This is a genomic window from Arsenophonus endosymbiont of Aleurodicus floccissimus, from assembly GCF_900343025.1.
In the GTDB taxonomy this organism is placed as follows: domain Bacteria; phylum Pseudomonadota; class Gammaproteobacteria; order Enterobacterales; family Enterobacteriaceae; genus Arsenophonus.
The window spans coordinates 1,242,697-1,265,322 of the sequence record NZ_OUND01000001.1 but is presented as its reverse complement, the minus strand read 5'-3'; the positions used below and the strand labels follow the sequence as shown (position 1 = coordinate 1,265,322).

30 protein-coding genes and 10 pseudogenes are annotated in these 22,626 nt (G+C 42.1%); 35 read left to right on the top strand and 5 right to left on the bottom strand.

Annotation, left to right across the window (positions count from 1 at the left end):
- Nucleotides 1-38: 38 nt before the first annotated feature.
- Nucleotides 39-365: a hypothetical protein gene (locus ARADI_RS17650; protein WP_238149196.1), complete on the bottom strand. Its 327-nt coding sequence runs from the start codon at nt 363-365 to the stop codon at nt 39-41.
- 31 nt (nt 366-396) lie between these two features.
- Complete coding sequence (locus ARADI_RS19575; protein WP_255420625.1) at nt 397-531, bottom strand: hypothetical protein; 135 nt, start codon at nt 529-531, stop codon at nt 397-399.
- Between the two features lie 105 nt (nt 532-636).
- Here ARADI_RS19575 and ARADI_RS07120 point away from each other — a divergent pair, with 105 nt between their 5' ends.
- Both ARADI_RS07120 and ARADI_RS07115 read left to right on the top strand, forming a co-directional pair.
- Nucleotides 637-783, top strand: coding sequence for a hypothetical protein (locus ARADI_RS07120; RefSeq protein WP_182853139.1), 147 nt, complete (start codon nt 637-639; stop codon nt 781-783).
- 359 nt (nt 784-1,142) lie between these two features.
- Nucleotides 1,143-1,442, top strand: a complete 300-nt coding sequence (locus tag ARADI_RS07115) for a hypothetical protein (protein ID WP_147392385.1) — start codon at nt 1,143-1,145, stop codon at nt 1,440-1,442.
- 142 nt (nt 1,443-1,584) lie between these two features.
- Here the strand turns inward: ARADI_RS07115 and ARADI_RS07110 are convergent, their stop codons facing one another.
- Complete coding sequence (locus tag ARADI_RS07110) at nt 1,585-1,872, bottom strand: hypothetical protein (RefSeq protein WP_119711563.1); 288 nt, start codon at nt 1,870-1,872, stop codon at nt 1,585-1,587.
- Nucleotides 1,873-2,096: 224 nt separating this feature from the next.
- On the opposite strand from ARADI_RS07110, the gene ARADI_RS07105 reads away from it, so the two are divergent.
- Nucleotides 2,097-2,306, top strand: a complete 210-nt coding sequence (locus ARADI_RS07105) for a hypothetical protein (RefSeq protein WP_119711562.1) — start codon at nt 2,097-2,099, stop codon at nt 2,304-2,306.
- Here the strand turns inward: ARADI_RS07105 and ARADI_RS07100 are convergent.
- Both ARADI_RS07100 and ARADI_RS07095 read right to left on the bottom strand, forming a co-directional pair.
- Nucleotides 2,303-2,515 (bottom strand): hypothetical protein, encoded by a 213-nt coding sequence (locus ARADI_RS07100; RefSeq protein WP_119711561.1) that lies wholly within the window; start codon nt 2,513-2,515, stop codon nt 2,303-2,305. The genes ARADI_RS07105 and ARADI_RS07100 overlap by 4 nt on opposite strands.
- Nucleotides 2,516-3,278: 763 nt before the next feature.
- Nucleotides 3,279-3,677 (bottom strand): helix-turn-helix domain-containing protein, encoded by a 399-nt coding sequence (locus tag ARADI_RS07095; protein ID WP_182853138.1) that lies wholly within the window; start codon nt 3,675-3,677, stop codon nt 3,279-3,281.
- A gap of 75 nt (nt 3,678-3,752) precedes the next feature.
- On the opposite strand from ARADI_RS07095, the gene ARADI_RS07090 reads away from it, so the two are divergent.
- The 32 genes and pseudogenes from ARADI_RS07090 (at nt 3,753) to ARADI_RS20810 (ending at nt 22,581) form a co-directional block, all read left to right on the top strand.
- A complete protein-coding gene (locus ARADI_RS07090; RefSeq protein WP_119711558.1) occupies nt 3,753-3,968 on the top strand; it encodes a Cro/CI family transcriptional regulator in 216 nt (71 codons plus the stop codon).
- A gap of 139 nt (nt 3,969-4,107) precedes the next feature.
- Nucleotides 4,108-4,494 (top strand): hypothetical protein, encoded by a 387-nt coding sequence (locus ARADI_RS07085; RefSeq protein WP_238149195.1) that lies wholly within the window; start codon nt 4,108-4,110, stop codon nt 4,492-4,494.
- A 13-nt stretch (nt 4,495-4,507) separates the two neighbouring features.
- Complete coding sequence (locus tag ARADI_RS07080) at nt 4,508-5,260, top strand: hypothetical protein (protein WP_182853136.1); 753 nt, start codon at nt 4,508-4,510, stop codon at nt 5,258-5,260.
- Entirely contained in the window at nt 5,250-5,636 is a 387-nt protein-coding gene (locus ARADI_RS07075) for a hypothetical protein (protein WP_182853135.1), read from the top strand. The genes ARADI_RS07080 and ARADI_RS07075 overlap by 11 nt, the downstream gene beginning before the upstream one ends.
- Nucleotides 5,605-6,414, top strand: a complete 810-nt coding sequence (locus ARADI_RS07070) for a primase-helicase family protein (RefSeq protein ID WP_238149194.1) — start codon at nt 5,605-5,607, stop codon at nt 6,412-6,414. The genes ARADI_RS07075 and ARADI_RS07070 overlap by 32 nt, the downstream gene beginning before the upstream one ends.
- Before the next feature lie 132 nt (nt 6,415-6,546).
- Nucleotides 6,547-6,981, top strand: coding sequence for an antiterminator Q family protein (locus ARADI_RS07065; RefSeq protein WP_182853133.1), 435 nt, complete (start codon nt 6,547-6,549; stop codon nt 6,979-6,981).
- Nucleotides 6,982-7,063: 82 nt separating this feature from the next.
- Nucleotides 7,064-7,390: a phage holin family protein gene (locus ARADI_RS07060; RefSeq protein WP_238149193.1), complete on the top strand. Its 327-nt coding sequence runs from the start codon at nt 7,064-7,066 to the stop codon at nt 7,388-7,390.
- A gap of 69 nt (nt 7,391-7,459) precedes the next feature.
- A pseudogene (locus tag ARADI_RS07055) lies at nt 7,460-7,826 on the top strand (lysozyme).
- Nucleotides 7,754-8,188: a lysis system spanin subunit gene (locus ARADI_RS07050; protein ID WP_238149263.1), complete on the top strand. Its 435-nt coding sequence runs from the start codon at nt 7,754-7,756 to the stop codon at nt 8,186-8,188. Before ARADI_RS07055 ends, ARADI_RS07050 begins: the two are co-directional and overlap by 73 nt.
- Nucleotides 8,185-8,253 (top strand): hypothetical protein, encoded by a 69-nt coding sequence (locus ARADI_RS20840; protein WP_439647092.1) that lies wholly within the window; start codon nt 8,185-8,187, stop codon nt 8,251-8,253. Before ARADI_RS07050 ends, ARADI_RS20840 begins: the two co-directional genes overlap by 4 nt.
- A 157-nt stretch (nt 8,254-8,410) precedes the next feature.
- Nucleotides 8,411-8,710: a hypothetical protein gene (locus ARADI_RS07040; RefSeq protein WP_119711555.1), complete on the top strand. Its 300-nt coding sequence runs from the start codon at nt 8,411-8,413 to the stop codon at nt 8,708-8,710.
- A 606-nt stretch (nt 8,711-9,316) separates the two neighbouring features.
- A pseudogene (locus ARADI_RS07035) lies at nt 9,317-9,861 on the top strand (terminase small subunit).
- 382 nt (nt 9,862-10,243) lie between these two features.
- Nucleotides 10,244-11,703 (top strand): annotated as a pseudogene (locus tag ARADI_RS07030) (terminase large subunit).
- Nucleotides 11,704-11,773: 70 nt separating this feature from the next.
- A pseudogene (locus ARADI_RS07025) lies at nt 11,774-13,100 on the top strand (DUF1073 domain-containing protein).
- Entirely contained in the window at nt 13,090-13,425 is a 336-nt protein-coding gene (locus tag ARADI_RS20835) for a hypothetical protein (protein WP_369406955.1), read from the top strand. Before ARADI_RS07025 ends, ARADI_RS20835 begins: the two are co-directional and overlap by 11 nt.
- Nucleotides 13,386-13,607, top strand: a complete 222-nt coding sequence (locus ARADI_RS20830) for a putative phage head morphogenesis protein (protein ID WP_369406954.1) — start codon at nt 13,386-13,388, stop codon at nt 13,605-13,607. The genes ARADI_RS20835 and ARADI_RS20830 overlap by 40 nt, the downstream gene beginning before the upstream one ends.
- 163 nt (nt 13,608-13,770) lie before the next feature.
- Nucleotides 13,771-14,976 (top strand): annotated as a pseudogene (locus ARADI_RS07015) (DUF2213 domain-containing protein).
- A 3-nt stretch (nt 14,977-14,979) separates the two neighbouring features.
- Nucleotides 14,980-15,501, top strand: a complete 522-nt coding sequence (locus ARADI_RS07010; protein ID WP_439647083.1) for a structural cement protein Gp24 — start codon at nt 14,980-14,982, stop codon at nt 15,499-15,501.
- Between the two features lie 9 nt (nt 15,502-15,510).
- A pseudogene (locus ARADI_RS07005) lies at nt 15,511-16,453 on the top strand (DUF2184 domain-containing protein).
- Between the two features lie 95 nt (nt 16,454-16,548).
- Nucleotides 16,549-16,812: a hypothetical protein gene (locus ARADI_RS07000; protein WP_147392383.1), complete on the top strand. Its 264-nt coding sequence runs from the start codon at nt 16,549-16,551 to the stop codon at nt 16,810-16,812.
- Nucleotides 16,763-17,140, top strand: a complete 378-nt coding sequence (locus ARADI_RS06995) for a DUF4054 domain-containing protein (RefSeq protein ID WP_119711644.1) — start codon at nt 16,763-16,765, stop codon at nt 17,138-17,140. Before ARADI_RS07000 ends, ARADI_RS06995 begins: the two co-directional genes overlap by 50 nt.
- Before the next feature lie 74 nt (nt 17,141-17,214).
- Nucleotides 17,215-17,683: pseudogene (locus tag ARADI_RS06990) on the top strand (hypothetical protein).
- A pseudogene (locus ARADI_RS06985) lies at nt 17,670-18,041 on the top strand (head-tail adaptor); the annotation flags it as partial. The pseudogenes ARADI_RS06990 and ARADI_RS06985, both read left to right, overlap by 14 nt.
- A gap of 235 nt (nt 18,042-18,276) precedes the next feature.
- Nucleotides 18,277-18,594, top strand: coding sequence for a phage neck terminator protein (locus tag ARADI_RS21630; RefSeq protein WP_439647082.1), 318 nt, complete (start codon nt 18,277-18,279; stop codon nt 18,592-18,594).
- Nucleotides 18,594-20,070: pseudogene (locus tag ARADI_RS06970) on the top strand (DUF3383 domain-containing protein). Before ARADI_RS21630 ends, ARADI_RS06970 begins: the two are co-directional and overlap by 1 nt.
- A 9-nt stretch (nt 20,071-20,079) precedes the next feature.
- Nucleotides 20,080-20,517: pseudogene (locus ARADI_RS06965) on the top strand (tail tube family protein); the annotation flags it as partial.
- A 144-nt stretch (nt 20,518-20,661) separates the two neighbouring features.
- Nucleotides 20,662-20,796 carry a phage tail assembly chaperone gene (locus tag ARADI_RS19570; protein ID WP_255420624.1) on the top strand — a complete coding sequence of 45 codons (135 nt, stop codon included), beginning with the start codon at nt 20,662-20,664 and terminating at the stop codon, nt 20,794-20,796.
- A gap of 36 nt (nt 20,797-20,832) precedes the next feature.
- Nucleotides 20,833-21,054, top strand: a complete 222-nt coding sequence (locus tag ARADI_RS17645; protein WP_238149192.1) for a DUF6889 family protein — start codon at nt 20,833-20,835, stop codon at nt 21,052-21,054.
- Nucleotides 21,055-21,102: 48 nt separating this feature from the next.
- Entirely contained in the window at nt 21,103-21,249 is a 147-nt protein-coding gene (locus ARADI_RS20825) for a hypothetical protein (protein ID WP_369406953.1), read from the top strand.
- 125 nt (nt 21,250-21,374) lie between these two features.
- Nucleotides 21,375-21,578, top strand: coding sequence for a hypothetical protein (locus ARADI_RS20820; protein ID WP_369406952.1), 204 nt, complete (start codon nt 21,375-21,377; stop codon nt 21,576-21,578).
- 309 nt (nt 21,579-21,887) lie between these two features.
- A complete protein-coding gene (locus ARADI_RS20815; RefSeq protein ID WP_369406951.1) occupies nt 21,888-22,250 on the top strand; it encodes a hypothetical protein in 363 nt (120 codons plus the stop codon).
- The gene (locus ARADI_RS20810) at nt 22,186-22,581 is read left to right on the top strand and encodes a hypothetical protein (RefSeq protein ID WP_369406950.1); all 396 of its coding nucleotides are present in this window, start codon (nt 22,186-22,188) and stop codon (nt 22,579-22,581) included. Before ARADI_RS20815 ends, ARADI_RS20810 begins: the two co-directional genes overlap by 65 nt.
- The last annotated feature ends 45 nt before the right edge of the window (nt 22,582-22,626 follow it).

The window sequence follows — 22,626 nt, the reverse complement described above, 5'->3', positions numbered from 1 at the left end:
AAGTCAAGCGATTCAATATCAACCGGTTCACGTTTATGCTATACTTTAGGCGCTTCAATAATTGGTTTAACGGCTTTAGTAGGTTTCGTTTCTACCTTAGGGGCTTGAACCTTTTTCTCGGCAACAACCGGTGCTGGCTTGTCTTCGGCTCTAGCGGGCACTTCGATAGTAATTTCATGCTTAATTGTTTCTTGAGGTTCAATGGTACCTGAAGTTGCAACGGGTTGTGGCTTAACATCCGGTATGAAAGGTTTCGGCTTTTTCACCCCTGTCGGTTCGTTTGGGTCACTGGGGTCATTTTCAGTATGTCCGACTAACTGACTGATTAACATTTTATGGGCTTCGGCTAGTTGATTGTGAGCCATGATCATTTGCGGTAAGCATTATGCGGCGACCTCAACGGTATACAGTGACAGGGAATTGGTGATTGACATTGCGTTTTAACGCTTCTAATTTTTGTAAATAGCGTAAACGTCGAACGTTGTTATTCATCGGAAATCGCTCCGATGACAGAATTTTTGCTTTTTGCATGGTGGTTTTTCCGATGGAATGGGCTAGATATGGGATGCCTGACTGTTTATAGGCAACAAATCTTACTTCAAGTTATAGGCACAAATATTACTTCAAGAACTTTTGATGATGGCAAAGAATCGCATCATTGAACTTGAAAAAGAGGTTAATAACAAAGAGCAATGGTTGATTGCAAAATCCAATTATGAACTTTATTACCCTCAACCGGGTACGGTAGTCCACCGTAGTAAAACACCTGAAAATACTGAGTAAAAACCTTATTATTTTTGTATTCAATGCTATGAATCTGGCGTGAAATCGATACTTTAGTATGCTGTCACTAAACCAGTTACTACTTCTCTTCATGCTACGCTTTTCTATTGCCATAGATGCAATGCCTATTATGATTTCCCTTATGAATATGTCAGGGATTACAGGTGATCAACTATTTATTGAGTTGCCTGATATTTCTGGCGCGTCAGGATCGCTCCCTTTTGTGTATTCCCACAACACACAAAATAGGTTACTATGTGTTTCCCACAGCACATAAAAAAGGAATAAAACTTGTAATGAGGGCAATTAAAGAGAGACATCTCATGATAATTTGAGCACTAAATAATCCTGATAGACCTATGGAGCCAATTAATAGAGAACAGTTGAATACCTTGGCAGATAAATTAGGTTGGGAACAGTTGGCAGCAGATACCAGCTATTTGATGAAAATAGGATTAATTGAACCTAAAGCTGTTTCTTTCAGTATTGATCGACAACCTTTTTTTAATATCGATTGCATAGCGCTGACCGCCAAAGGTTTTGATTACGCCAATACCGATACCATCGGCAGTGAAGTAAACGTCGTCACTATTAAAATTCACAAAAATACCCTTAAGCAACTAGAAACCATTATCAATAACACGAATTTGCCACAATGAGAAAAGAAAACACTATTAAAACTATTAAAAGAGAAAGGCGCAGAATTTGTTGTAGGTAAATGTGTTGATACTTTATTTGCTAATACAGGGGCAGTCACTCAAATTCTTTCAGAATTAGCTAAAAGTATTAACTAGAGGTTAATCATTTGCCTTTCAAAGATAAGATAGTCCTACTTTTGCTTGCTGCAGTTTGTTGCCTCTGTTTCCAGCGCAATGAAACCGTCTCTGATAGCCGATGCAAGCGCTTTCGCCCTGATATTATCAAATAAGAGCGATTTGAATCCATTTCCGCCTGTAATGCATACAGTAAAGCTTCACTGGCTTTCTCTTGAGATTTTTCACTCAATTCTTCAAATTTCATCATTTCTCCTAAATACCAATGGGTTTTGGCGGTGTGTGCCAGAGCTATCCGGTTTATATTTACAGCCATATTGGGTAGTACCCTGGTGTTGGTTTTTAACTTAATGACTGTATTTTGGTTATTTCACACACCCCAAAACCGACTGTTTTGGTGTTTTATGGTTCGCTTTTTCAGCGAAAGGGTGTTAAAGAGCAGTACTGCTTGGTTAAGTCGCAATTTATTCATTGCATGCTTTTAACAACGTCAGGCGAGATGGTATCCTTACGGTTCTATTAACTTATAAGGAGAATCTAATGTCTAATAAAAATGAAAAACTTGTATGCTATAAATACGATGCTCGCGCTTTAACAGTTGAATATCTGAGACGTTGTGGTAAAATATGTACCCCTGAAGAATATCTTATTGAAGTTCTTGGATTAGAAGCAGTTTATCAAACAATCATCAAAGATGCTGACAGCAAGAAGTCTTTAGATGTTTGGAAGAAGCTAGGTCAAAAAGATTAAAAACCATTCCAACTACCTATCGCCTCAGCGGTAGTTTTTGCAGCATTAATAACGTCTTCTTTTTCAGCACCCTTTTTTACTAAATGTGTCACAACATCCAGAACTGCTTGCTCAACCTTATCTATGCAGTGGTGAACAATTTCTTTATCAATTTCCTTCCCGTCAACAATTACGGTTTTCTTACTTAACTTTAACTGTTCGTTATCCATGTTTGACCTCCTGTATTTAACGTAATTTAGAGCTATAGCTTACTGTCATCACTTACCATAGGCCACTTCGCAAAATGACCTATAATTAGTGTTTTTTGCGTTTGTACAGTCCATTATGGCTGCCTGTCCTTTGACATTGCTGTCTTGCAAAGAACGGATCGCACTTAATGCAACGTGCATTACTGTACTCATACAGACATAACGCGCTGTACATTCGGATTTTCTAAATTGTTAAAGAGCGTGTTAGTAGTTATTTGTTTGTCTTACACTGTACATATATCCATTTGCATAAATAACGTATTTTTTTAATAGAATGTTTAATGGCATTTTTTTATTTTCTCTAGTGTTAAAATACTCTATAAATTTCTTTTGTTTTTCTGTATATGCTTTGTTTGTTGCGTTGATGATTTCTGAGTCAGTGAGCATCGTTTGTTAACTCGATCTGGTCACGCACTTTCACTGAAAGTGATTTTAATTCGATTGCTTTATCTAGAACCAATGCATTCAAAACATCTCTTTCCTCGCCGGAAAGACTAAAAGAAATTCTTTGTAGTAATTTTATTTGCTCTGATATATCAATAATTTTAGCGAGTAATGTAAAGTCGTTGCCCGTTAGTAAGTCTCCTTACTGATTTTAATAAATCTTAGTTTTCATAAATATTAATATCAAGATGTAAGGTAAATTTTATTGTACCTTACATCTTGATATGGATAATTTTAGTGAAAAGATTTAGATATATGCTGTGCAGTTTTATCTAACAGCTTATTTTTGAGGCGAAAGTTTTTGAGTGAGTTCGGTGTATAATTTTCTATAATATTCGATTTTGTCTTCAAGCATTTTTATTAGATTATCTTTCTCAGTTTCAGGTAGTTGCTGAGCAAGTCTAAGTATTTTAATATCAGATGCTTCAATGTTTAGGTCTAGGTCTTGTATTTTCTCCAAATGATCTGTACCAGCAATGATCCATTCAGGAGAGCATTTCAAGGCTTCGGCTATATTCATTAATTTATCCCCACCTAAAACGCTTAGTCCTCTTTCCCATTGAGACACCGCTACGCGACTGACCCCGATTAGGTCAGCTAAATCTATTGCTCTTAGACCTAATTCAGTTCGTCTTTCGTAAATTCTACGGCCTATTGCTTCCCTATCATATTCAGCCACTTGTAAACTCCTCTTTATTATGTAAAATATTATTTATAAAAGGTAAACTTTAATTTATAATTTTGAGGTTTCTGAATGTTAAAAGCAATTGTTGTTAGTTATTTTCGCTCAAAAAGGAATTTTGCTAAGGTTTTGGGGATATCTCCACAGGCTGTTGGACAATGGAGGGATGTTATCCCTGAAAAATCTGCATTACTTATTGAAAAAATAACCAATGGATCACTTAAGTATAGTCCTGAGTTATACAGAAAATACCATACAGAAAATTCACAACATAATAATACCGACTAAGTCAAAGGCCAAATAACCCATGCAAATCAATTATTCTGTCGGGCGTAGTGTTAGTGATCAGCGCGCGAGTCCTGCTGTTGCTGGCTCTTATGACGAGCTTGATCACTTAAAAAAATGAGGTGCGTTACCTGATGAATTGGTGCACTTCGATTTAATCCTCGGTTATACCGATAGATTATTATCTGTGGTTTGTAATGCTGAGGCTGCTATTTCGCCTTCCAGTAAAATGAAAGCACTAGGCAAAACGCCCTCTATGTATAATTCTCAGCGACAGGTTATTGGGATAGCAGAATGGACTAGCAAATCTTCCTCAGGGGCAGATATCGAAAAATGGATGATGGAGCCTGATTACGGTATCTGTGTCAAAACAGACTCTGGTATACTAGCACTGGATTGTGATAGTGACGATGCTGATATGCAAGCCCGTATCCAAGCCTTTATGCTACAGTCTTTTGGTCAAATTCCGCCTCGCCGTTTTCGAGATAACAGTAACATAATGCCTTTACCTCATCGCAGTAGAAGGTGAGTATTCTAAACGTGTGCATCGTTTAAAAACCGATTTGGGGATCGTTGAACTTCTCGCTAAAGGGCAACAATTTGTTGCCATGGTCGCACATCCTACTGTTGCGCGAATTCGTTGGGATAATGATTTACCCTCTGAACGTTTTATGATTACGGAAAATCAGTTAAATGATTTCTGGCAGGCATTAGCTGTCGAGTTACCCGTTTTATCTTCATCTGAATCGAGTCGTTTAGGTAAAGTAAGAGACTGTTCGATCGCAACGCTTAATGCAACTGATGAGGTCGCTGAGTACTTGGACAGTCATGGGCTAATACTGGACTGTGGTCGTAATGGAGAACACTATATCACTTGCCCTTTTGAAAGTGGACATAGTACTGATAGTGGGGTCACCAGTACAGCGTATTTCCCTAAAAATACAGCCGGTTTTGAAGTAGGCTATTTTAAATGTCTGCATGCCAGTTGTGCACACCGAAACGATGGCGATTTCTTGCACGCTATTGGGTTTAGTAAAGATGATTTTGACGATCTGTCGGATAATAAGACTGAAGAGGGTTTTACCGATATCAATATGGATATGACAAGCCACTTCCTTGAACGTTTCATTTATGTAGTCAAAGGTGATCAGATGTGTGATTTATCACGACCCCCTTATAATTGTGTCATCGAAATGAAATCATTTAAAAATCTGATGGCGCCTTATCAAATACCGTCAATAAGTAAAAAAAGGTCAACTAATTCCAGCAGCGAAATATTGGATAGTGCATCCTAAAAAACGCGTTGCTGAAAGTATTGGATACCAACCAGGTGAAGGGCGTTTAATTAAACGGCATGATGGGCGCTTCGATATTAATGAGTTTTATCTCCCTGACCATGCAACGGTTTCTAATTTTGATAAGTCAGATAACGTATTTCGTAAACACATGGAATATCTTTTGCTTAAAAAAGAGCAAATGGACTTTTTTATTGCGCGTTTAGCCTGGATAGTTCAACGCCCCGATCGTCGATGCCTTATTACTATGGCTTCATATATCTACGTTACACGGAACCAGGTGAGGATGGGTGATTCAAATGATGGAGAAAATTCTAGGCTCTTGGAATTGTACAAGGGTGAAAATGGATGTTATTTGCAAAAATCAATATCATGACTATTTACATCATTCTCTACTATATACCGTCGATGAAGTAAGAGAAAATACGGATAAAAAGTATTCAATTAGTGATCAATTACGTGACATTCTTACCGAGCCTAGATTTGAAGTTAATAATAAATATGGAAAGAAAATAACTGAAGATATTTTTACTAGCTTTCTGTTTTTATCTAACCATATAGATGCCATTATTATCCCTGAAGAGGATAGACCTATTGCGGTCTTTAGAGGGCCTGATCATTTAAAAGATGTCAAGTATTATGAAAACCTTTATCAACATTTACATGACGCTAATTTTATATCACAGGTATTTTGGTATTTAAAATCCATTGATTTGAATCAATTCGATTGGCAAAGAGCGCCTGATACTGAAGAACGGCAAATTATGAAAGAAAGCGGTCGTTCAGATGTTGCCAAAACTTTGCATGATTTGATTGATGCGCCTATTTCTCCCGTTATGACCTATCAGCAGATAGTTAATTTTATTATTAGTGATATGGGTACAGCAGTGGAGATCAACGTTAAACAAATTACGGCGATTTTAAGAGCAAAAGGGTTGACGCAATATGCAAAATTAAAACTCAAAGGTAAAACTGTTCGTCCTTGGGTACTTGTAAAAAAAAGAAATTTAACAAACGAAGAAGTACGTATAGCGTTAGAAAAATGCGAAGAACTACAAGAAAAGGTGGGAGGTGGCATATGTTTTAATATATTACGGGCGAGATATTGTAATATTTTATTACATAATATACGTATTTTATATATATATGTTTAAAGTATCTGCCACCTCCTACCTTTTTTGTAAAGATGCAGATAAGGTAACGCTTAGTAAGTAGGCAGATAGGTATTTTAAGCGCCACCCAGTGCCACCTCCATGTTTTCACACTTCTAGCGGAGCGAAAAGATCATGAGCAGAGACATAAAGAAAATACTTTTACATTGGGGTGGTTGGTGTACGGGTAATCTATATGCATCGGTGAGCTGGCTACCAGGGGTATCAGGTTTTAATCGCTTCATGCCGTTTACAGGAGCAAATCGCTTATCGTGCAGTGATGCAGATGGGCTAGTGATTGATGTGTGCGTCAGTCGCCTTAACACGGTGGGTATGGCACGAGAATTGAATTACATTGAGGATTATTACATCAGAGGCATCTCCAAGCGTGCCATTGAGCGAAAGTTCAAAGTGCGTGACGGTGAAATCAGAGAAAGAATGCAAATTGCGGAAGGATTTATCCTAGGATGCTTAGAAGCCCTTGATATTCAATTAGATATCGACATATCATACAAACAGGTATCAATCACTAGTGCGCGCGCAAAAGGTATGTTAAAGTGCTCAGGGTGAATTTTTGCGTCCAGCAGAAATGTAGGCTGATAAAAAAACCTCGATTGCTTAAATTTTGCTTACCTTGCTTTTGCGAGGTTTTTTGTTTTTACGGCACGCAATACTCACAAATCCAGAAACCCATATCAGTAAGGCGGCTGTCTCCCTTTTTAATTTAAAGCAACGGAACCCTCAACGGGAGGGTATATGCGTATGTCTGAAAAATACTCAACACCTACCCGCCTATCTCTGGGGCATTATGACGACCATTTTAGGTTTCTTTACCCTTGAAGAGTGGATCGCTGTGGTAGGTATTGTCTGCGCGATAGGGACATTTTTAATTAACGTCTACTACCGCAAAAAGGAGTACAGGCTCAAGGAACGTCAGTATGAAAATACCGAAAAAGATATTGATGGCAACGGGTGGTAGTGCGCTGTTTTTAGCCTCAAGCATGATAACGCATTTCGAAGGGTTGAGACTTAGCCCTATTTTGACACGGTGGCGGTATTCTTTCTGTTTGCTACGGGCATACAGGCAGCGATATTGAGCGCAACAAGACGTACAACCAAAGCGGAATGTGATAAGTGGCTTAATGACGATTTGAAAGCCGTTAAGTGTTATGTTGACCGGTTGATTAAGGTCAGTATCAATACGTTGACTCAATCCGCCCTTTACTCATTTGCCTATAACGTTGGCGTGGGTAATTTTGCCAAATCAACCTTACTCAAAAAGCTCAACGCGAATGACCGCTTGTGATGAGATGAGGCGGTGGGTTTATGTGAAAGGCGAAGTGTGGAAAGGGCTAATGACTCGTCGAGAAATAGAGAGCGTAATATGTTATGGCGACCTTACGCATTTGTCGTAGTGATTATTGTTGGCTTGATGTTATCATTCGTTTTCATCAACGCCCATTATCAAACCGTCAAGCAAAACTATCAAACGCTAAAACAGCAATATCACGCTCAACTCGAAGCCGCGAAATTAAAGCAGCAAAAGATAGATGCCTTGTATCATCAACTCGATATTCAACACCCCGAGGAACTAAGTGATGCCAAAGCTAAAATTACCAAGCTCAATGATGCTGTGCGTGCTAGCACAATAAGCGGTTTCGCGTCAACGCCATTTGTTAGGCATCCAAAACCGTTACTCCACAGAGCTGACATGATGAAGTCACCCCAAGACTTAGCGAAACAGCTAGAAAAGATTATTTCCGTCTACGAGAGATGATAGTAGAGAACCAAAAGCAGACCGAATATTTACAGCAGTACATTAAAATCCAGTGTCAAATGTAGCTTCTAATAAAATTAGATAATTATCTTAATATCTTTATATTATATAACACAAGTATTTTTACATATAATGCAGCAATATTTTTTTGAAATAAGTGAAAAGGTATAAAAATAGAAAATGGAGTGATTATGATAAAAATTAAACCTGGTTCAAAGAGTTTTGAAAAAACAAATGATAGTTTTGATGCTATCGTTGGATATTATTGTCGAAGCTCCTTTAATCGAAAAAGAAAATTTTAAAAGTTTCAAAATTTCCTGGGTAGTCCCATCCAATCCAAATACAGAAGAAACATTGTTTCCATGGAATGGCATGCAATCAAAAGATCTTTTTTTCAGCCTGTTCTTGCTTGGGGAAGCCATTTTTAAGAGATTCCAGGTGAAAGTGAAGGCGGTCAATTTTGGGAGGTATATAATGTTTATACAAGTAATGATGGTGAATATCATTCCAGTAAAACAATAAAAGTTAATCCTGCTGATGAACTAGAAGGTTTTATTAGAATAGAATGTATAGAAGATAAATATTACAATTATTTCTTTGGCTTTACTGGAAGTAAATTTGAAGAAATTACTTTAAATGTAAAAAGTGTTAATTCTTTTGACCGTATTATAGAGTGTTTTGAGCCATATACAGAAAATTACGTTGATTTTCCACCGGATGAATATGTCAGCATGAAAAATATAAGTATAGTTTATGATAAACTGACATCTCCACCAAAATCGATAGATTGGAAGTTTGATCAACAAAAGCCTACTCCATCAGGAAAAAATGGCGAAATTATGTCTAATAGTTCTCAAAATGGTAAAATTAGATTTTATTTTCGATAAACTAGATATATTAATCAAATAATTACTACAGTTGTTAACTATAAAATTTTTTTATGAAGCCGAGTTAATCAAGCTCGGCTTTTCTATATCTGTAACAAGTTTAGTCACAACTGAAGCTATCCGCTATTACCGCAAATAAGCCGCAAGTAGAAGAGGAAAGATGATGGAAGATTGTTTGAATCAGGCTAAACGATGGGCGAAATTAACAAAAATACGATAATTATTAATTGAGGTAGATATTATGACTCTCACAAACAAGCAGGAAGCATTTTGTCGAGAGTACCTGATTGATTTAAATGCAACGCAGGCGGTAATAAGAGCCCGGCTATAGCGAAAAAACAGGCCGTATGATAGGGGGACGAGAAAGTAATAAAACCAGACATTCAAAAACGCATTCAAGCGCTTATGGAAGCGCGCAAGAATCGCATTGAGGTTAACGCTGACTACGTTCTCAAGCGACTGGTTGATATCGACTAGATGGATGTATTGGATATTCTCAACGAATCAGGTGATTTAAAACCGATCAAAGACTGGCCTAAAATATGGCGAACAACATTAAGCGGCTTGGATATTGCAGCTATTCAGGTAAAAGGCAAAGAGGCGTTGCTTAAGAAGATAAAGTGGCCGTACAAAATTAAAAACCTCAATCTATTGGGCAAGCATATTGCTGTTCAGGCTTTTCGCGAACAGATCAGTAATGAGCACACAGGCAAAGCAGGTAATCCTATCGGGCATATTACCCATGATATGACACCTGAACAGGTGGCAGAAGCCTACCAAAATTGATGGGTTAAATTGCAAAAATAAGGCTTTCATAATGAAAATTTCCTGAACGGTAATAGCGGTTATTTGTTAACAATATGTTATATTCAAAAATGTCAGTTTTTCGCTGAGAAAACGTCTCTTTTTTAAGCCTTTCGCGGAGTTTTTTTGTCTGAGTGCTAAAACCCCCAAGTGCACATAAGTGTCATTATGTTAAATAGAGGCGATTTTTCGTAAATTTCCTATGCCATTACCGTTTCCTTTTAATTTTTAAAAGCCGGATTATGTCCAGGTGTTTGAGTGGCGTGCTGAGCGATTAAAGCGTCTTCGTGAACAGCCGGAAATCCTTAAAATATTAACCCGATTTTATAAAGATAATCCCGCGCAGTTTATTATTGACTGGCGTATGACCACAGACCCATGCAACATTGATTATGGACTACCGGTGACTATTATTTTTTGCTTTTCCCGAAACAGGAAGCCTGGATTGAGTGGATAATGACCCGCTGGCGTGGACGTGAAAATGGCATTACCGAAAAAGCCGTGAGATGGGCTTAAGCTGGACGTCAATTGCACTCGCCTGCGCTTTATGTCTCTTTAACAAAGAGATGATAATTGGCTTTGGTTCACGCAAAGAAGAGTATGTTGACAGCACAGGTAACCCAAAAGCGCTTTTTTGGAAAGCGCGCAAATTTGTGGAAACGTTACCTCAAGAGTTTAGGGGTGGCGGGGAAGCGAAAAAACACGCCCCCTACATGCAGGTCAATTTCCCAAATACAGGCGCCATTATCAAGGGTGAAGCGGGGGATAATATCGGGCGTGGCGACCGCACGACACTCTATTTTGTCGATGAAGCCGCGTTTTTACCGCGTCCGTTACTGATTGATGCCCGCCCTATCGCAAACGACTCGCTGTCCCATTGATTTGAGCTCGGTTAACGGCATGGCTAATCAGTTTGCCCAAAAACGCCATAGCGGACGCATTCCGGTGTTTACCTTTCACTGGCGCAGTGACCCCCGTAAAGACGATGCGTGGTACGAAAAAGAGTGCTTGAAAATTGATAATCCGGTCATTGTGGCGCAAGAGCTGGATTTGAACTATCAGGCGTCGGTTGAAGGCGTCTTAATTCCGACTGAATGGGTACAGGCAGCAATTGATGCCCACACGAAACTTGGCATTAACCCAACGGGTATACGTCTCGGCACATTTGATGCTGCAGATGAGGGTAGATACAATAATGCCTTTTCTTGGCGCCATGGCTTTTTACTTGAAGGTATTGAGGAATGGTCGTGAAAAGGCAGTGATATTTTTGGCAGCGTTGAATAGGTGTTCAATTTAGCCGATAAATATCAGCTTGAAAGTTTTCGCTTTGATGAAGATGGATTAAGGGTAGGTGTGCGAGGGGACGCTAGAATTATCAATGACCAGCGCAGACAAAAAAGAGCCGCACGTATTGACGCCGTGCCGTTTCGCGGTAGTGGTGGGGTGTTTGACCCAGACAAAGAAACGATCGCCGGATTTGACGGCCAAAATGCGCGATTGAACAAAGATTTTTTCGCCAATGCCAAAGCACAAAGTTAGTGGCATTTACGAAAACGCTTTCAAAATGTGTATCGTGTGGTGGTGGAAAAATAACCCTTCAAACCGGCTGAACTCATTGCAATTAATAGCGCAATGAGACTCAAAGACAAACTCATCGTTGAATTATCACAGCCGACTTATTCCATTAATGCCGTGGGGAAAATCGTAATAGATAAATAACCCGATGGGACAAAATCTCCCAATTTGGCCGATTCAGTGATGATTAATTTCGCCCCAATGAACACGGCACTTAAAATTTGGACACTGCTGGGCAGGAGCGCATGAAAAAAAAAAGAAAAAATCACACTCTCAAAAAACCGTTGATGGGTATGAGAATTTTACCGCCCGGATCGGGATGCAAACGCCCAATCAACATACGGATTCAACCTATCGTCCTGACTGGACAAGTCGAAACCGGTTATTACTGGAATATGCCTACCGCTCATTGTGGATCATTGGTGCTGCGGTCGATACCGTCGCCGATGATATGACCCGAAAAGGCGTGTGGATCACCTAGCAAATGGAGTCGAGCGATAAAGGTGCAATCGAATCCTTATTTGATGAACTGGAATTATGGGGAAGTCTGAATAATGCAATTAAGTGGTCACGGCTCTACGGCGGCGCATTAGGGTTTATTATGATAGAAGTGCAAGCGCCTTTTACACCCTTACGCGTCGAGACGATAGGACAAGGTAAATTCAAAGGTATTTTACCGCTTGCCCGTTGGCAGGTTAACCCGGATTTGAATCGTCGTATCAAAACGTTAAGCAAGGACTTAGGCAAGCCAGAATTCTACGACATTGTGACCGTTGAGAACGGCATCCCCGCCTGGAAAGTACATCATAGCCGCCTGATCCGTTTTGATGGGGCGACGCTCCCTTATCAGCAAGCCAAAACAGAAAATGAGTGCGACATGTCCGTGATTGAACGTATCTTTGACCGGTTAACCGCCTTTGATAGCACCACAACCGGTATTGCGCAATTAGTCTATAAAGCGTATTTACGAACATTCAAAGTGAATAAGCTCCGTGAAATCATCGGTTTTGGCGGCAAGCCATACGAATCGCTGATGAAGCACATGGACATGATACGTCAGTACCAGAGCAACGAAGGGATGACGCTCATGGATACGGACGGTGACTTTGAAACGCATAGCTATTTCTTTTCAGGATTAGATAGTGTGCTGGCGCGGTTTGCTGAACAAATTAGCGGGGCGACAGGTATTCCCTTAGTCCGGTTGTTTAGACAGTCGCCATCAGGCTTTAATACCAGCGATGCAGATTTAGCTAACTATTATGACAATATCGCGACACAACAATCAAGACGATTGAAGCAACCGCTACGAAAGCTATTTGAGATAGTGCATCAATCTGCCTTGGGTAAACCGTTGCCAGTATGATTTTAGTTTTGCATTTAATCTCCTTTGGCAAATGTCAGACATGGATAAGTCCACCGTCGCGGTTAATATGATTAATGCGCTCAATGCCGCCCAGGATGGCGGCATGCTGTCAGTGAAAGCGGCCATGTTCTCGCTACGAGATTTGTCCGATGTTATCAGTATTGGCAGTACCATCACCGATGATGATATCAATCATGCGGAAGACGAAGCACCGCCAAGGCTCAGTGCTGTCCACGCACCAACGGTCAAAACGGGCGGAAACCCAGTATCGAATGAGCCTTAGTCAAGTTGCCCGCGAAATTGGTGCTATCATCAATTCGCGCTACGACGGCTCAAATGCGTCAGTACTGAACATTCAGCAAGTATTAGAGGATTACAGCGAACTTATTGAGCGTTGGGCAAAGCGGGTAGTGACAAAATTTGTCGAAACGGTATCACAGGATAATGCGAAATTATGGCAGCAAACTAGCCGCGAAATGAGTCGAGAGCTTAAACAGTTAATTGCCCAACCTCAGTGGAGCATGTCATGCAATCCCTTATCCATGAGCAAATCACGTATATTAAATCGTTGCCGATTGAGGCCGCCGATAGGGTCTATGATACCCTAAACAGAGCGATTGAAGCGATGGTGAACGGCGAGCGGCCTGAGTATTTCGCTGAAATGATAGCGCAATCAGGAAAAATAACAGCTTCACGGGCAAAGATGATAGCCCGAACCGAATCAGGTCGAGCAATACAAGCCCTAACGCAAGCTAGAGCGCTCGCAATCGGTTCAACCGGATATATCTAGCGGACCGCTAATGATGGGGATGTACGACATTCTCACAAACAACTGGAAGGGCAATTTGTCAATTGGCTCAACCCACCTACCCTGGAGGGTATAACCGGGCACGCGGGGGCATTACCCAATTGCCGTTGCTACTGCGGAGTCTCTTTTTCTGACAGATAAAATCATGAAATATTTTTTTAAAACACGCCTCGGTAACACCCGTTACCAAATGGCGGATGGCTCGCTATTGTGTAAAAACGTACCGATTGCCCGAACGGGCACGCAAGTTTATTCCGCCTTGGATTTACCGAAGGTCAAACCGGATAGCCGCGGACAAATCTTGGTAGAAAGAGAGGAAAGTGACGTCTTTCGTCCCGAAACGCTGGCCTCTTTTGAATGGATGAACGTCACACTACTACATCCCGAAGATGAGCAAGGCAATCCTGTTTTCGTTGATACCATCAACTGGCGCGATTTGGCTCAGGGGCATGTGCAAAATGTGAGGCGTGGAGAAGGGGAACAGGCGGACTTGGTAATCGCGGATTTAATTATCAAAGATGCGCTCGCAATCGAGGAAATTAATCACGGCAACGACGAAGTCTCGTGTGGCTATGACGCGCAGTATGAACAGATTGCGCCTGGCATCGCACGTCAGTATGAAATCGTTGGCAATCATGTCGCTCTGGTACCTAAAGGCAGAGCGGGAATACGATGTGCAATTGGAGACAGTATGTCAAACAAAACACAAACCTGGTTCAAGCGGCTATTAAGAGCCCATCGCACGAAAGATGCCGTAGCCATGGAATCCGTTTTAAACAATCCACCCGAATCACTCACCGGTGATGAAGGCACGGGTGAATTACCCAAGGCAATCAACATTAATATTAGTCCGCAACATCCGATGCTAGCGGAAAAACCCGAAGAAGTGATTCGTAATGAGGGAGTACCGGATTACATTCAAGCCATTTTGACAAGGTTAGATGCCCTTAAGGGTAAAACCGCTGATAGTAGTGATAAAACAGTGGGCGCGGTTGATGACGAGGAAAAAAACGAAAAGGCAGAAACCATTACCGGCGATGCGGTGTAGGCGTATAAAGCAGAGTTGATTATGCTTGGGGTAGCTTTATCCACACCGGTAAAACCCACGGCTTTTAAACGTCAGTTGTTAGCCAACGCAGACCAAACTATTGTCCGCTCTATTGTTGGCGATGCGAAAATTAACCGATTACCCAAGCGCACTGTGGATATGGCGTTTAATGCGGTCGCAGAACTGGCGAAAAACCGCAACACCGCAAACACCTTCACGACTGATTCCATCCGAAAATCAGGTAATGATATCGCGGCTTTAAACAAAGCGAATGCCGAATTTTGGGCAACACGAGGAAAATAAAAAATGATGAAACCCTATTTATACTGGATGCCAGTTGGTATCGCAGGTGCAATCTCATGTTATCGGGATTTAACGACTGAAATGGTGTTACTGAAATCTAAAGACGGTTTTCCCGCCTATGGCTTGGCGGGTAAATATGACGGCGATTACTTTGTGCCGCTTAGTGAGGGTGATACCGCAGACGTCATCAAAGGCATTTATATTCGCCCGTACCCCACCCCGCAAACGCAAGATTTCATTCGGCAAGTTGGCACTGAAAAGAACTTTACTGGTGGGGATGCGCTAAAACGCGGTTATGTGACCGTGAATGTCGGTGTGTATAGTCAACAGGTTAAAAAAGGGGGCAAGGTCTATGTGCGAGTGGCAGGGGCAATGGATAAAAGCCCACTGGGTGCTATTTTGATTGTCGAAGAAAAAACGGGGTCAGGGGCGTCAAAAACAATCAATACCGTGATATTGGCGAATGCTGAGTTTATAGGTCAGGGTGATGCCGATGGCAACGTTGAAATCTCGTACAAAATTTAAGGAATGACTATGTTAACTTTTGACCAACGCACGATTGACTCAATCGGCGCTTTTCTTATCGGTGAACTTGAGCGTTTAGACCAAAGCATCAATTTGCCTTTAGTGCAATATACCTATAGTCGTGATGTTCAATTACGCGAAGATGTTTCGATTGCGGATGATATTTCAAGTTTTACCCGTACTGGATTTTCCGCCGCGGGGACAGGTGCTAACCCTAACGGCAAAAACTGGATAGGCAAAGATTCTACTGCCATTGTTGGTGTGAATATTGATATTCAAAAAGAAGGATTCCCACTGCAACTTTGGGGGATGGAGATTGGTTGGACAGTCATTGAATTAGACGCCGCAAGACAAGTTGGTCGTCCGGTAGACTCACAAAAATATGATGGTATGCGCCTTGAAATGGAATATGGACACAGAAGAGCAAGTCTATGTCGGTGATACGGCAATGAATGTCAAAGGATTGTTAAAGCTTGCTAATATCAAGACTAACAATGCCGCCAAAACCTGGAGCCAGTCCACCGCAGATGAAATCCGTGACAGTATCAACAAAATCTTAAGCGATGCATGGGCAGCATCGGCGTATTCGATGGTACCAATGGATTTACTCATTCCGCCTGAACAGTTTGCTTTGTTATCCACTATCTTAGTATCCAGTGCGGGTAATCAGTCATTACTGACGTACTTAAAAACCAATACGATTGACTATCACCAAAACGGTATTCCGCTTAATATTCGCGCAGCTAAATGGCTGAAAGGCCGTGGAGTAGGCAATAAAGGTAGAATGGTGGCCTATACCAATGAAAAACAATACGTACGCTTCTCAATGGTTCCCCTACAAAGTATCCCTATTCAGTACCACGGATTATATCAACTGACCACCTATTACGGTCGTCTGGGTGCGGTTGAGCCGGTTTATCGTGAAACGCTTGCTTACTGCGATGGCATTTAAGCCCCTATAGGGGGTCATTTAACGAAAGGGAAATTAAAGTATGGTAACCTTTGGAATCGGCAATAACTGCCTGAATCCGCCTTTCTCTACCCGCTTTGCTGTTTCCAAGCATAGTCTCCCGTCAAATTGATATGGTTCCAGTGAATCGGGGTAATGTGCTTGAGCAACGCATCATCAATGAAATACATTGGTTTACACAGTCGCATAGTATTATGCTTATTCCCGTTAAAGCGCAAACCAACGAAAACGGGAATGCCAAGACCGAGAAAAAAGGGAAAGAAAAACAAGAAACTGAAAAAGAGATTACGGATGAGCCCGAGAAACAAATCACTACCCACGATCCAACAATTTCGCAATGATTTTCCCCCGTTTCAGGATGAGGTTAAATTCCCCGATGCGCAAATTCAGTTTCGCTTGAATTTAGCCGACAAATTTTTGAGCGAAAATGTTTCAGGGAATGAGGTCTTTCCTTGCTGGGTGTGGTTGTTTGTCGCCCATTATCTCACGCTTTATGCCATGGATGCACAGTATTTAAAGGTTGGTGTCCTTAGTGGTTCAAGTTCAGCGGTCACTGCTTCGGAATCGTTCGATAAGGTGAGTGTCAGTTACGATAACAGCATGACATTAAACCCCAGCGCAGGATTTTGGAACAACACCCGATTTGGTGCAGAGGGACGGCAATTATGAAAAGTGGCGTCACCTTACGCATTGACAACACGGGTAAATTATTTGATACCCTCACTTAACTTAGCAAACAGGACGTGCTAGTCGGTATTCCGGCTGAAAATAGTGAACGGGAGGATATTTCCTTTAGCAATGCGGCTATCGGTTATATTAATGAGTTTGGCTCACCGGCTAAAAATATCCCCGCCAGACCCTATTTGATACCGGGTATTTGTTCAGTTGAAGCCAAAACTACCGCGGAACTTAAAATAGCCGCTAAAGCTATTTTGGATGCTCAACCGGATAAAGTAGATCAAGCCTTAAATCGAGCAGGGGAAATCGCCGTACAAGGTATGCAACCCGTCATTACTCAAAGCAATTTTGTGCCCCTTTCGACAGTACATTAGCTGCCAGAGCACGACGAGGGCGTAAAGGCGCAACGAAAGAGCTTGAGAATCGAAAAGCCGGTTTACCGCCAGATAATAGCAAGCTAGACCGTTGATTGACACCGGTACTTATCGGCGTGCAATCACCTATGTAGTGAGAAAGAAAAATGCCAATCCTTGATGTTACCCGAGTATTACTCAACCCCCGTTTTAACGACTTTACACTCACTTATACGCGAAGAGAAATTTTGATTGATGATGACGGCATTACCTCAACAAAAGAAAGCACTTTTCCTTTTTCAGGTGTCGTTACTGTAGATAGTTCAATTGAAGCCCAAATACGCACTTCCGGACAACTCGTCAGTGGGCGAATATTGGTTGTCACCACAACGCGATTAATTGCCGGTGAAACACATTATATTGGTGATATTGTCACCTATCAGGAGCGCAAATATCTGGTGAAATCCGTCGATCCTTACACCGCTTATGGTGCGCGATTTCTTCAGGCGCATTGTGAACTGATGCCGTTTGACGGAGGCATCTCTCATGAGCACAGCAGTGCTAAGATAGGTTGGCTAACGCCCTTTGATGAGAATGCACAATATAATGAAAGTCTAAATCGTCGGTTAAGTCTTTGGGTTGTTGGCGTTTCTGGCTTACCAGCGAAACACGTTACTCCGCTGGCAACGCGATCCGGCACCGTTGTCACCGCCTGATACTAACTGGTGTGCCTTTGGGCTCCTCGATATTACCAGTTAGGCGAATCCCGCTTTAGTGAAGCAGAATGATGAATATACCGAGCTTTGGCAGCACGAAACATTAACATGTATAGCCTCTTTCTACGGAAAAAACGACATGGTTTACGTCGCACGTTTTCGTGATGGCATCATGCTCAGTCAAAACAATGCTGAACTGAATAAGTCCAATCTTACTTTAGGTAGTTACAGTCAAATTAATGCTTTTCTTGAGCTTATCAACAATCAGTGGGTGAACCGGTTTGATATAATCGTTCATCTACGTCGTAAAGTGGTGTGTCGCTATCACATAAAATCAGTGACAGATGCCCACGTTACGTTTTTTAGAGATAAATAATGTCAACAGGTTTACCCGTTTCAAGGGTGGTTAAGGTCACGCTTGATATGTCACCGCGTGCTGCAAGTAGCCGTAATTTTGGTTCACTGCTCATTATAGGTGATTCACCCGTTATCGATCCGCCCGCTTGAGCGATTACGGGCATATTCCAATATTGAGTAAGTCGCCAATGATTTTGGTACAACCGCACCCGAGTATCAGGCGGCTTCACTCTATTACCAGCAGTCACCAAAGCCTGTCGATTTATACGTGAGTCGCTGGGTGAAATCTGGCTCATCCGCATTGTTGTGCGGTGGCATATTAATCAAGGAAGAGGCAAAAATTAGTCATTTTACGTCCATTACTGACGGCGCAATGATTATCAGCGTAAATAACAAAAATGTTAAATTAAATGGGCTGGATTTTTCACGAAAAACTAACCTTAACGGTGTTGCCGCCCGAATTGGTGAAAAAATAAACACATCTACAATGACGTGGAATACTAACGAAAGTTGCTTTGTGGTGACATCGAATACGGCAGGTAAAACAAGCGCAGTGGGTTTTGCTTCCGCACCAGAATCCGGCACTGACCTATCAGGGTTGTTGAAGTTGACGCAGGAAAGTGGTGCAACCCCTGTTTCAGGTATGGACAGTGAAATTATCGTTGATGCGGTTTCAACGTTGGCAGATTTTTCGAGCAACTGGTATGGACTGGTGGTGACTTCTGCCCTTTCTAATGATGAAGTGAAAGACGTTGCAAACTTTATCGGTGCAGTCGGCAATTTACGCGTTTTTGGGGTTACCACCCAATATACCGCCGTACTGGATAGAACGAAAGAGGATGATATTGCCTCTATTTTAAAAAAGGCGAAATATCAACGGGTTTTTACACAATACTCATCTTCAACACCTTACGCAGCCGCATTGGCTTTTGGTCGGGCGTTTTCAGTCAACTTCAACGGCAATAATACCACGATCACCCTCAAATTCAAACAGGAACCCGGTGTTAAAGCGGAGACCTTGACCACTTCACATGCTAATACGCTGGTGGCTAAAAATTGCAACGTGTTTGTCAATTAGGATAACGAACACTGCCATCATACAAGAAGGCGTGATGGCTAATGGTGATTTTTTTGATAAACGCTACGGGTTGGACTGTTTGCAAAACTTTGTGCAAACGAACTTGTACAATCTGCTATATACCAGCACGACAAAAGTCTCCCAAACGGAGCAAGGCAGCACGCCGCTTTTAACCAATGTTGAGCAATCCTTAGCACAGGCGGTCACTAATGGATTGCTGGCACCAGGCATGGCGAGGTGATCGGTCAATTATCAAACTGTGATATGCTCACCAAAGGGTATTACTTCTATATTCAACCGCTTGCGGAGCAGGCACAATCTGAGCGCGAAAAACGTAAAGCGCCGCCGATTCAGGTTGTCTGTAAGTTAGCCGGTGCGGTGCATTTCGCGGATGTCTTCATCACCATTGTTCGATAAGGAGAGAAAATGGCCGCTTATAGTTTTGTTGATGTTTCCGCCATGCTAACCGGCCCCACGGAGGTGATAGATTTGGGCTCTGGCTCGGCGAACTCGGAAGAAGGAATAGTGGTGACAATGACCTACGCCAAAAACACCCTGACCATTGGTGCCGATGGAGACGGGATGCACACACTACACGGGGGGAAGTCAGGCACGGTAACCGTAAGCCTCATTAAAGCTTCGCACGTTAACAAAAAACTGATGATCGCCTATAACGCGCAAAGCAAGTCATCGGCGCTTTGGGGTAATAATGTGATTGTGATACGTAATCCGGTATCTGGCGATATCATTACCGTGCGTAGTTGTGCCTTTCAGAAAATACCGGATTTGCAAAATGCAAAAGAGGCGAATGTCTTATCGTGGGTCTTTGACTGCATTAAGATCGACGCCTTATTAGGAGAATTCTCGTGGAAATTGAAATTAACGGTCATGAGTATCGAAGTCAAAAACTCAATGTGTTTGACTAGCTTAAAGGTAACGCAAAAGTTATTGCCGGTGCTATCCGGTTTAACCGGCGAATTACAAAAGTTGCGATAAGGGGAAATGTCAATGGCAGCGGTGTTACCCGTTATGGCAAATTCTATTGCCCAAATGAGCGATGAAGATTGTAATGCGATTTTGCGCCCTTGTTTAGCCGTGGTTTCATGCAAAAATGCTAAGACATGGACGCCGATTTTTCGCTAGGGCGAATTGATGTTTGATGATATTGACTGAAAAACAATGCTTGAGATTGTAGCGCATGTGATTGGAGACCCCTCGGTAATTTTTCACGCACCCCAAGGCGACGAGACAGCTAGCCTCCCCCTCACAGGATTAACTCTGGATTCAATGCCGGATGGTAAGGACTTTTTCCGCCTTCCTGTTAAGTATGACTACATTAAATTCGATAAATTAAAAGACGGCTCAATCGATTTGGCAGATTTGGCCGAGATGAATGGATAGACATCGAATAGGATAACGAAGCGCGAATTGCGCGTTGGAGAAACCACCATGACTCATGCTGAAACGTTGCGGGATTTTCTCATCAGCTTAGGTTTTAAGGTCGATGACAGTGGCATGAGAAAATTTCAGTCCATTGTTACGGCGGTGAGTGTCAATATTATCAAACTGGGGGCGCCAGTCTCACTGGCAGAGTAGCCCAGAAGCGGTAAGAGGTTCACTTGAAAATCTGGTGCGATTTTTAAGAAACAGTCCAGGTGCGGAGGGATTTTTAAATCGGCTTGGGGTAACAGACCCGTGATGCCTATGGCAATTTTCAGGATATGAGCGCTATTTTTACCCGTGTGAAGGATAAACTGGCCTCCATGCCCTATTATCGCGCCAATCAATACGCTCAACTACTCGGCATTGATGAAAATACGCTAATGGCAATGCACAGAGGGTTGAATAAATTTTCGGCTGATTACCAGCGTGTGCTTAAGCAGACCGGATTTAACGCCGATATTGCTGCCAAACAGTCAAACTAGTTTATGACCTCGATGAAAGGATTGACGGGGTTGTTTGATATTTTGCGGGATAAAATTGGATCTCATCTAGCGGGGGGACTGAGCAGAGAGATAGATAATCACCGAAAGGACTGCTGGATAATTTCCCGAAAATTGAGAGGGTATTAACCCGCCTCATTAAGGGCATCATTCGAGATGGTGAAATGGTGGGGCGCGTTATCTGGCGAATCAGCCAGGTGATCGGGCAGATTTTTAATCGGTGGCGCAATTTAGACGAAAAATCTAAAAAACTCATCACTACCTTTAGCGGATTGGCAGTGGCTATCCTGGGTGCTTAATCAGGCATTTTTTGCCTCGCCCATCGGCATTATTAGCGGTCTTGTTGCTGTTTTATTGTTACTTTGGGAAGACTACCAGACGTGGAAAGAGGGCGGGAAATCTTTTATCTATTGGTCGAAGTGCGAAGGTGACATAAGTCTTGCGAAAGCCGCCTTCACCGGGTTAGGCGATAAACTGAATTCACTCGCCCAATTGGTGGGGGGGGCGCAAAATGCGCTTGAGCTATTAGCCATTTTTATTGCCGGCGCGTGGGTAAGCAAAATATTAGGGGGCCTTTGGCAAAATTGCTATGTTGCCTATCCCACCCTGGCTGAAATTATGGCGGCTCTATGCAGGGTATCTGATTTCAGATAAAGACAATATCAGCGATAGCTCAAGTGCATCATGGGATTACAACACCCGTCAAGTCAAGCGCGCTATTGGTAACGGTTTGGGTTTTTTCGGCATTGATAATAGCTGGGCAAACAAAAATCAAGGCGGCAATATACCGAATAATATCGCCGATGTGCTTACCGGCGACATTCCACGGGGTATTCGTAACAATAACCCGGGTAATCTGAATTTTGCTGGGCAACGCGGTGCAGTACGTGAATCACCTAACGGAAGATTCGCCAAATTCAATACCGCATTTGAGGGCTTACAAGCCCTTTCTTCACAGCTTAATCGCTACGCTGAAAGGGGCTAAATACCGTTGAAAAAATTATTAGCACCTGGGATCCCGCCAGTAAAA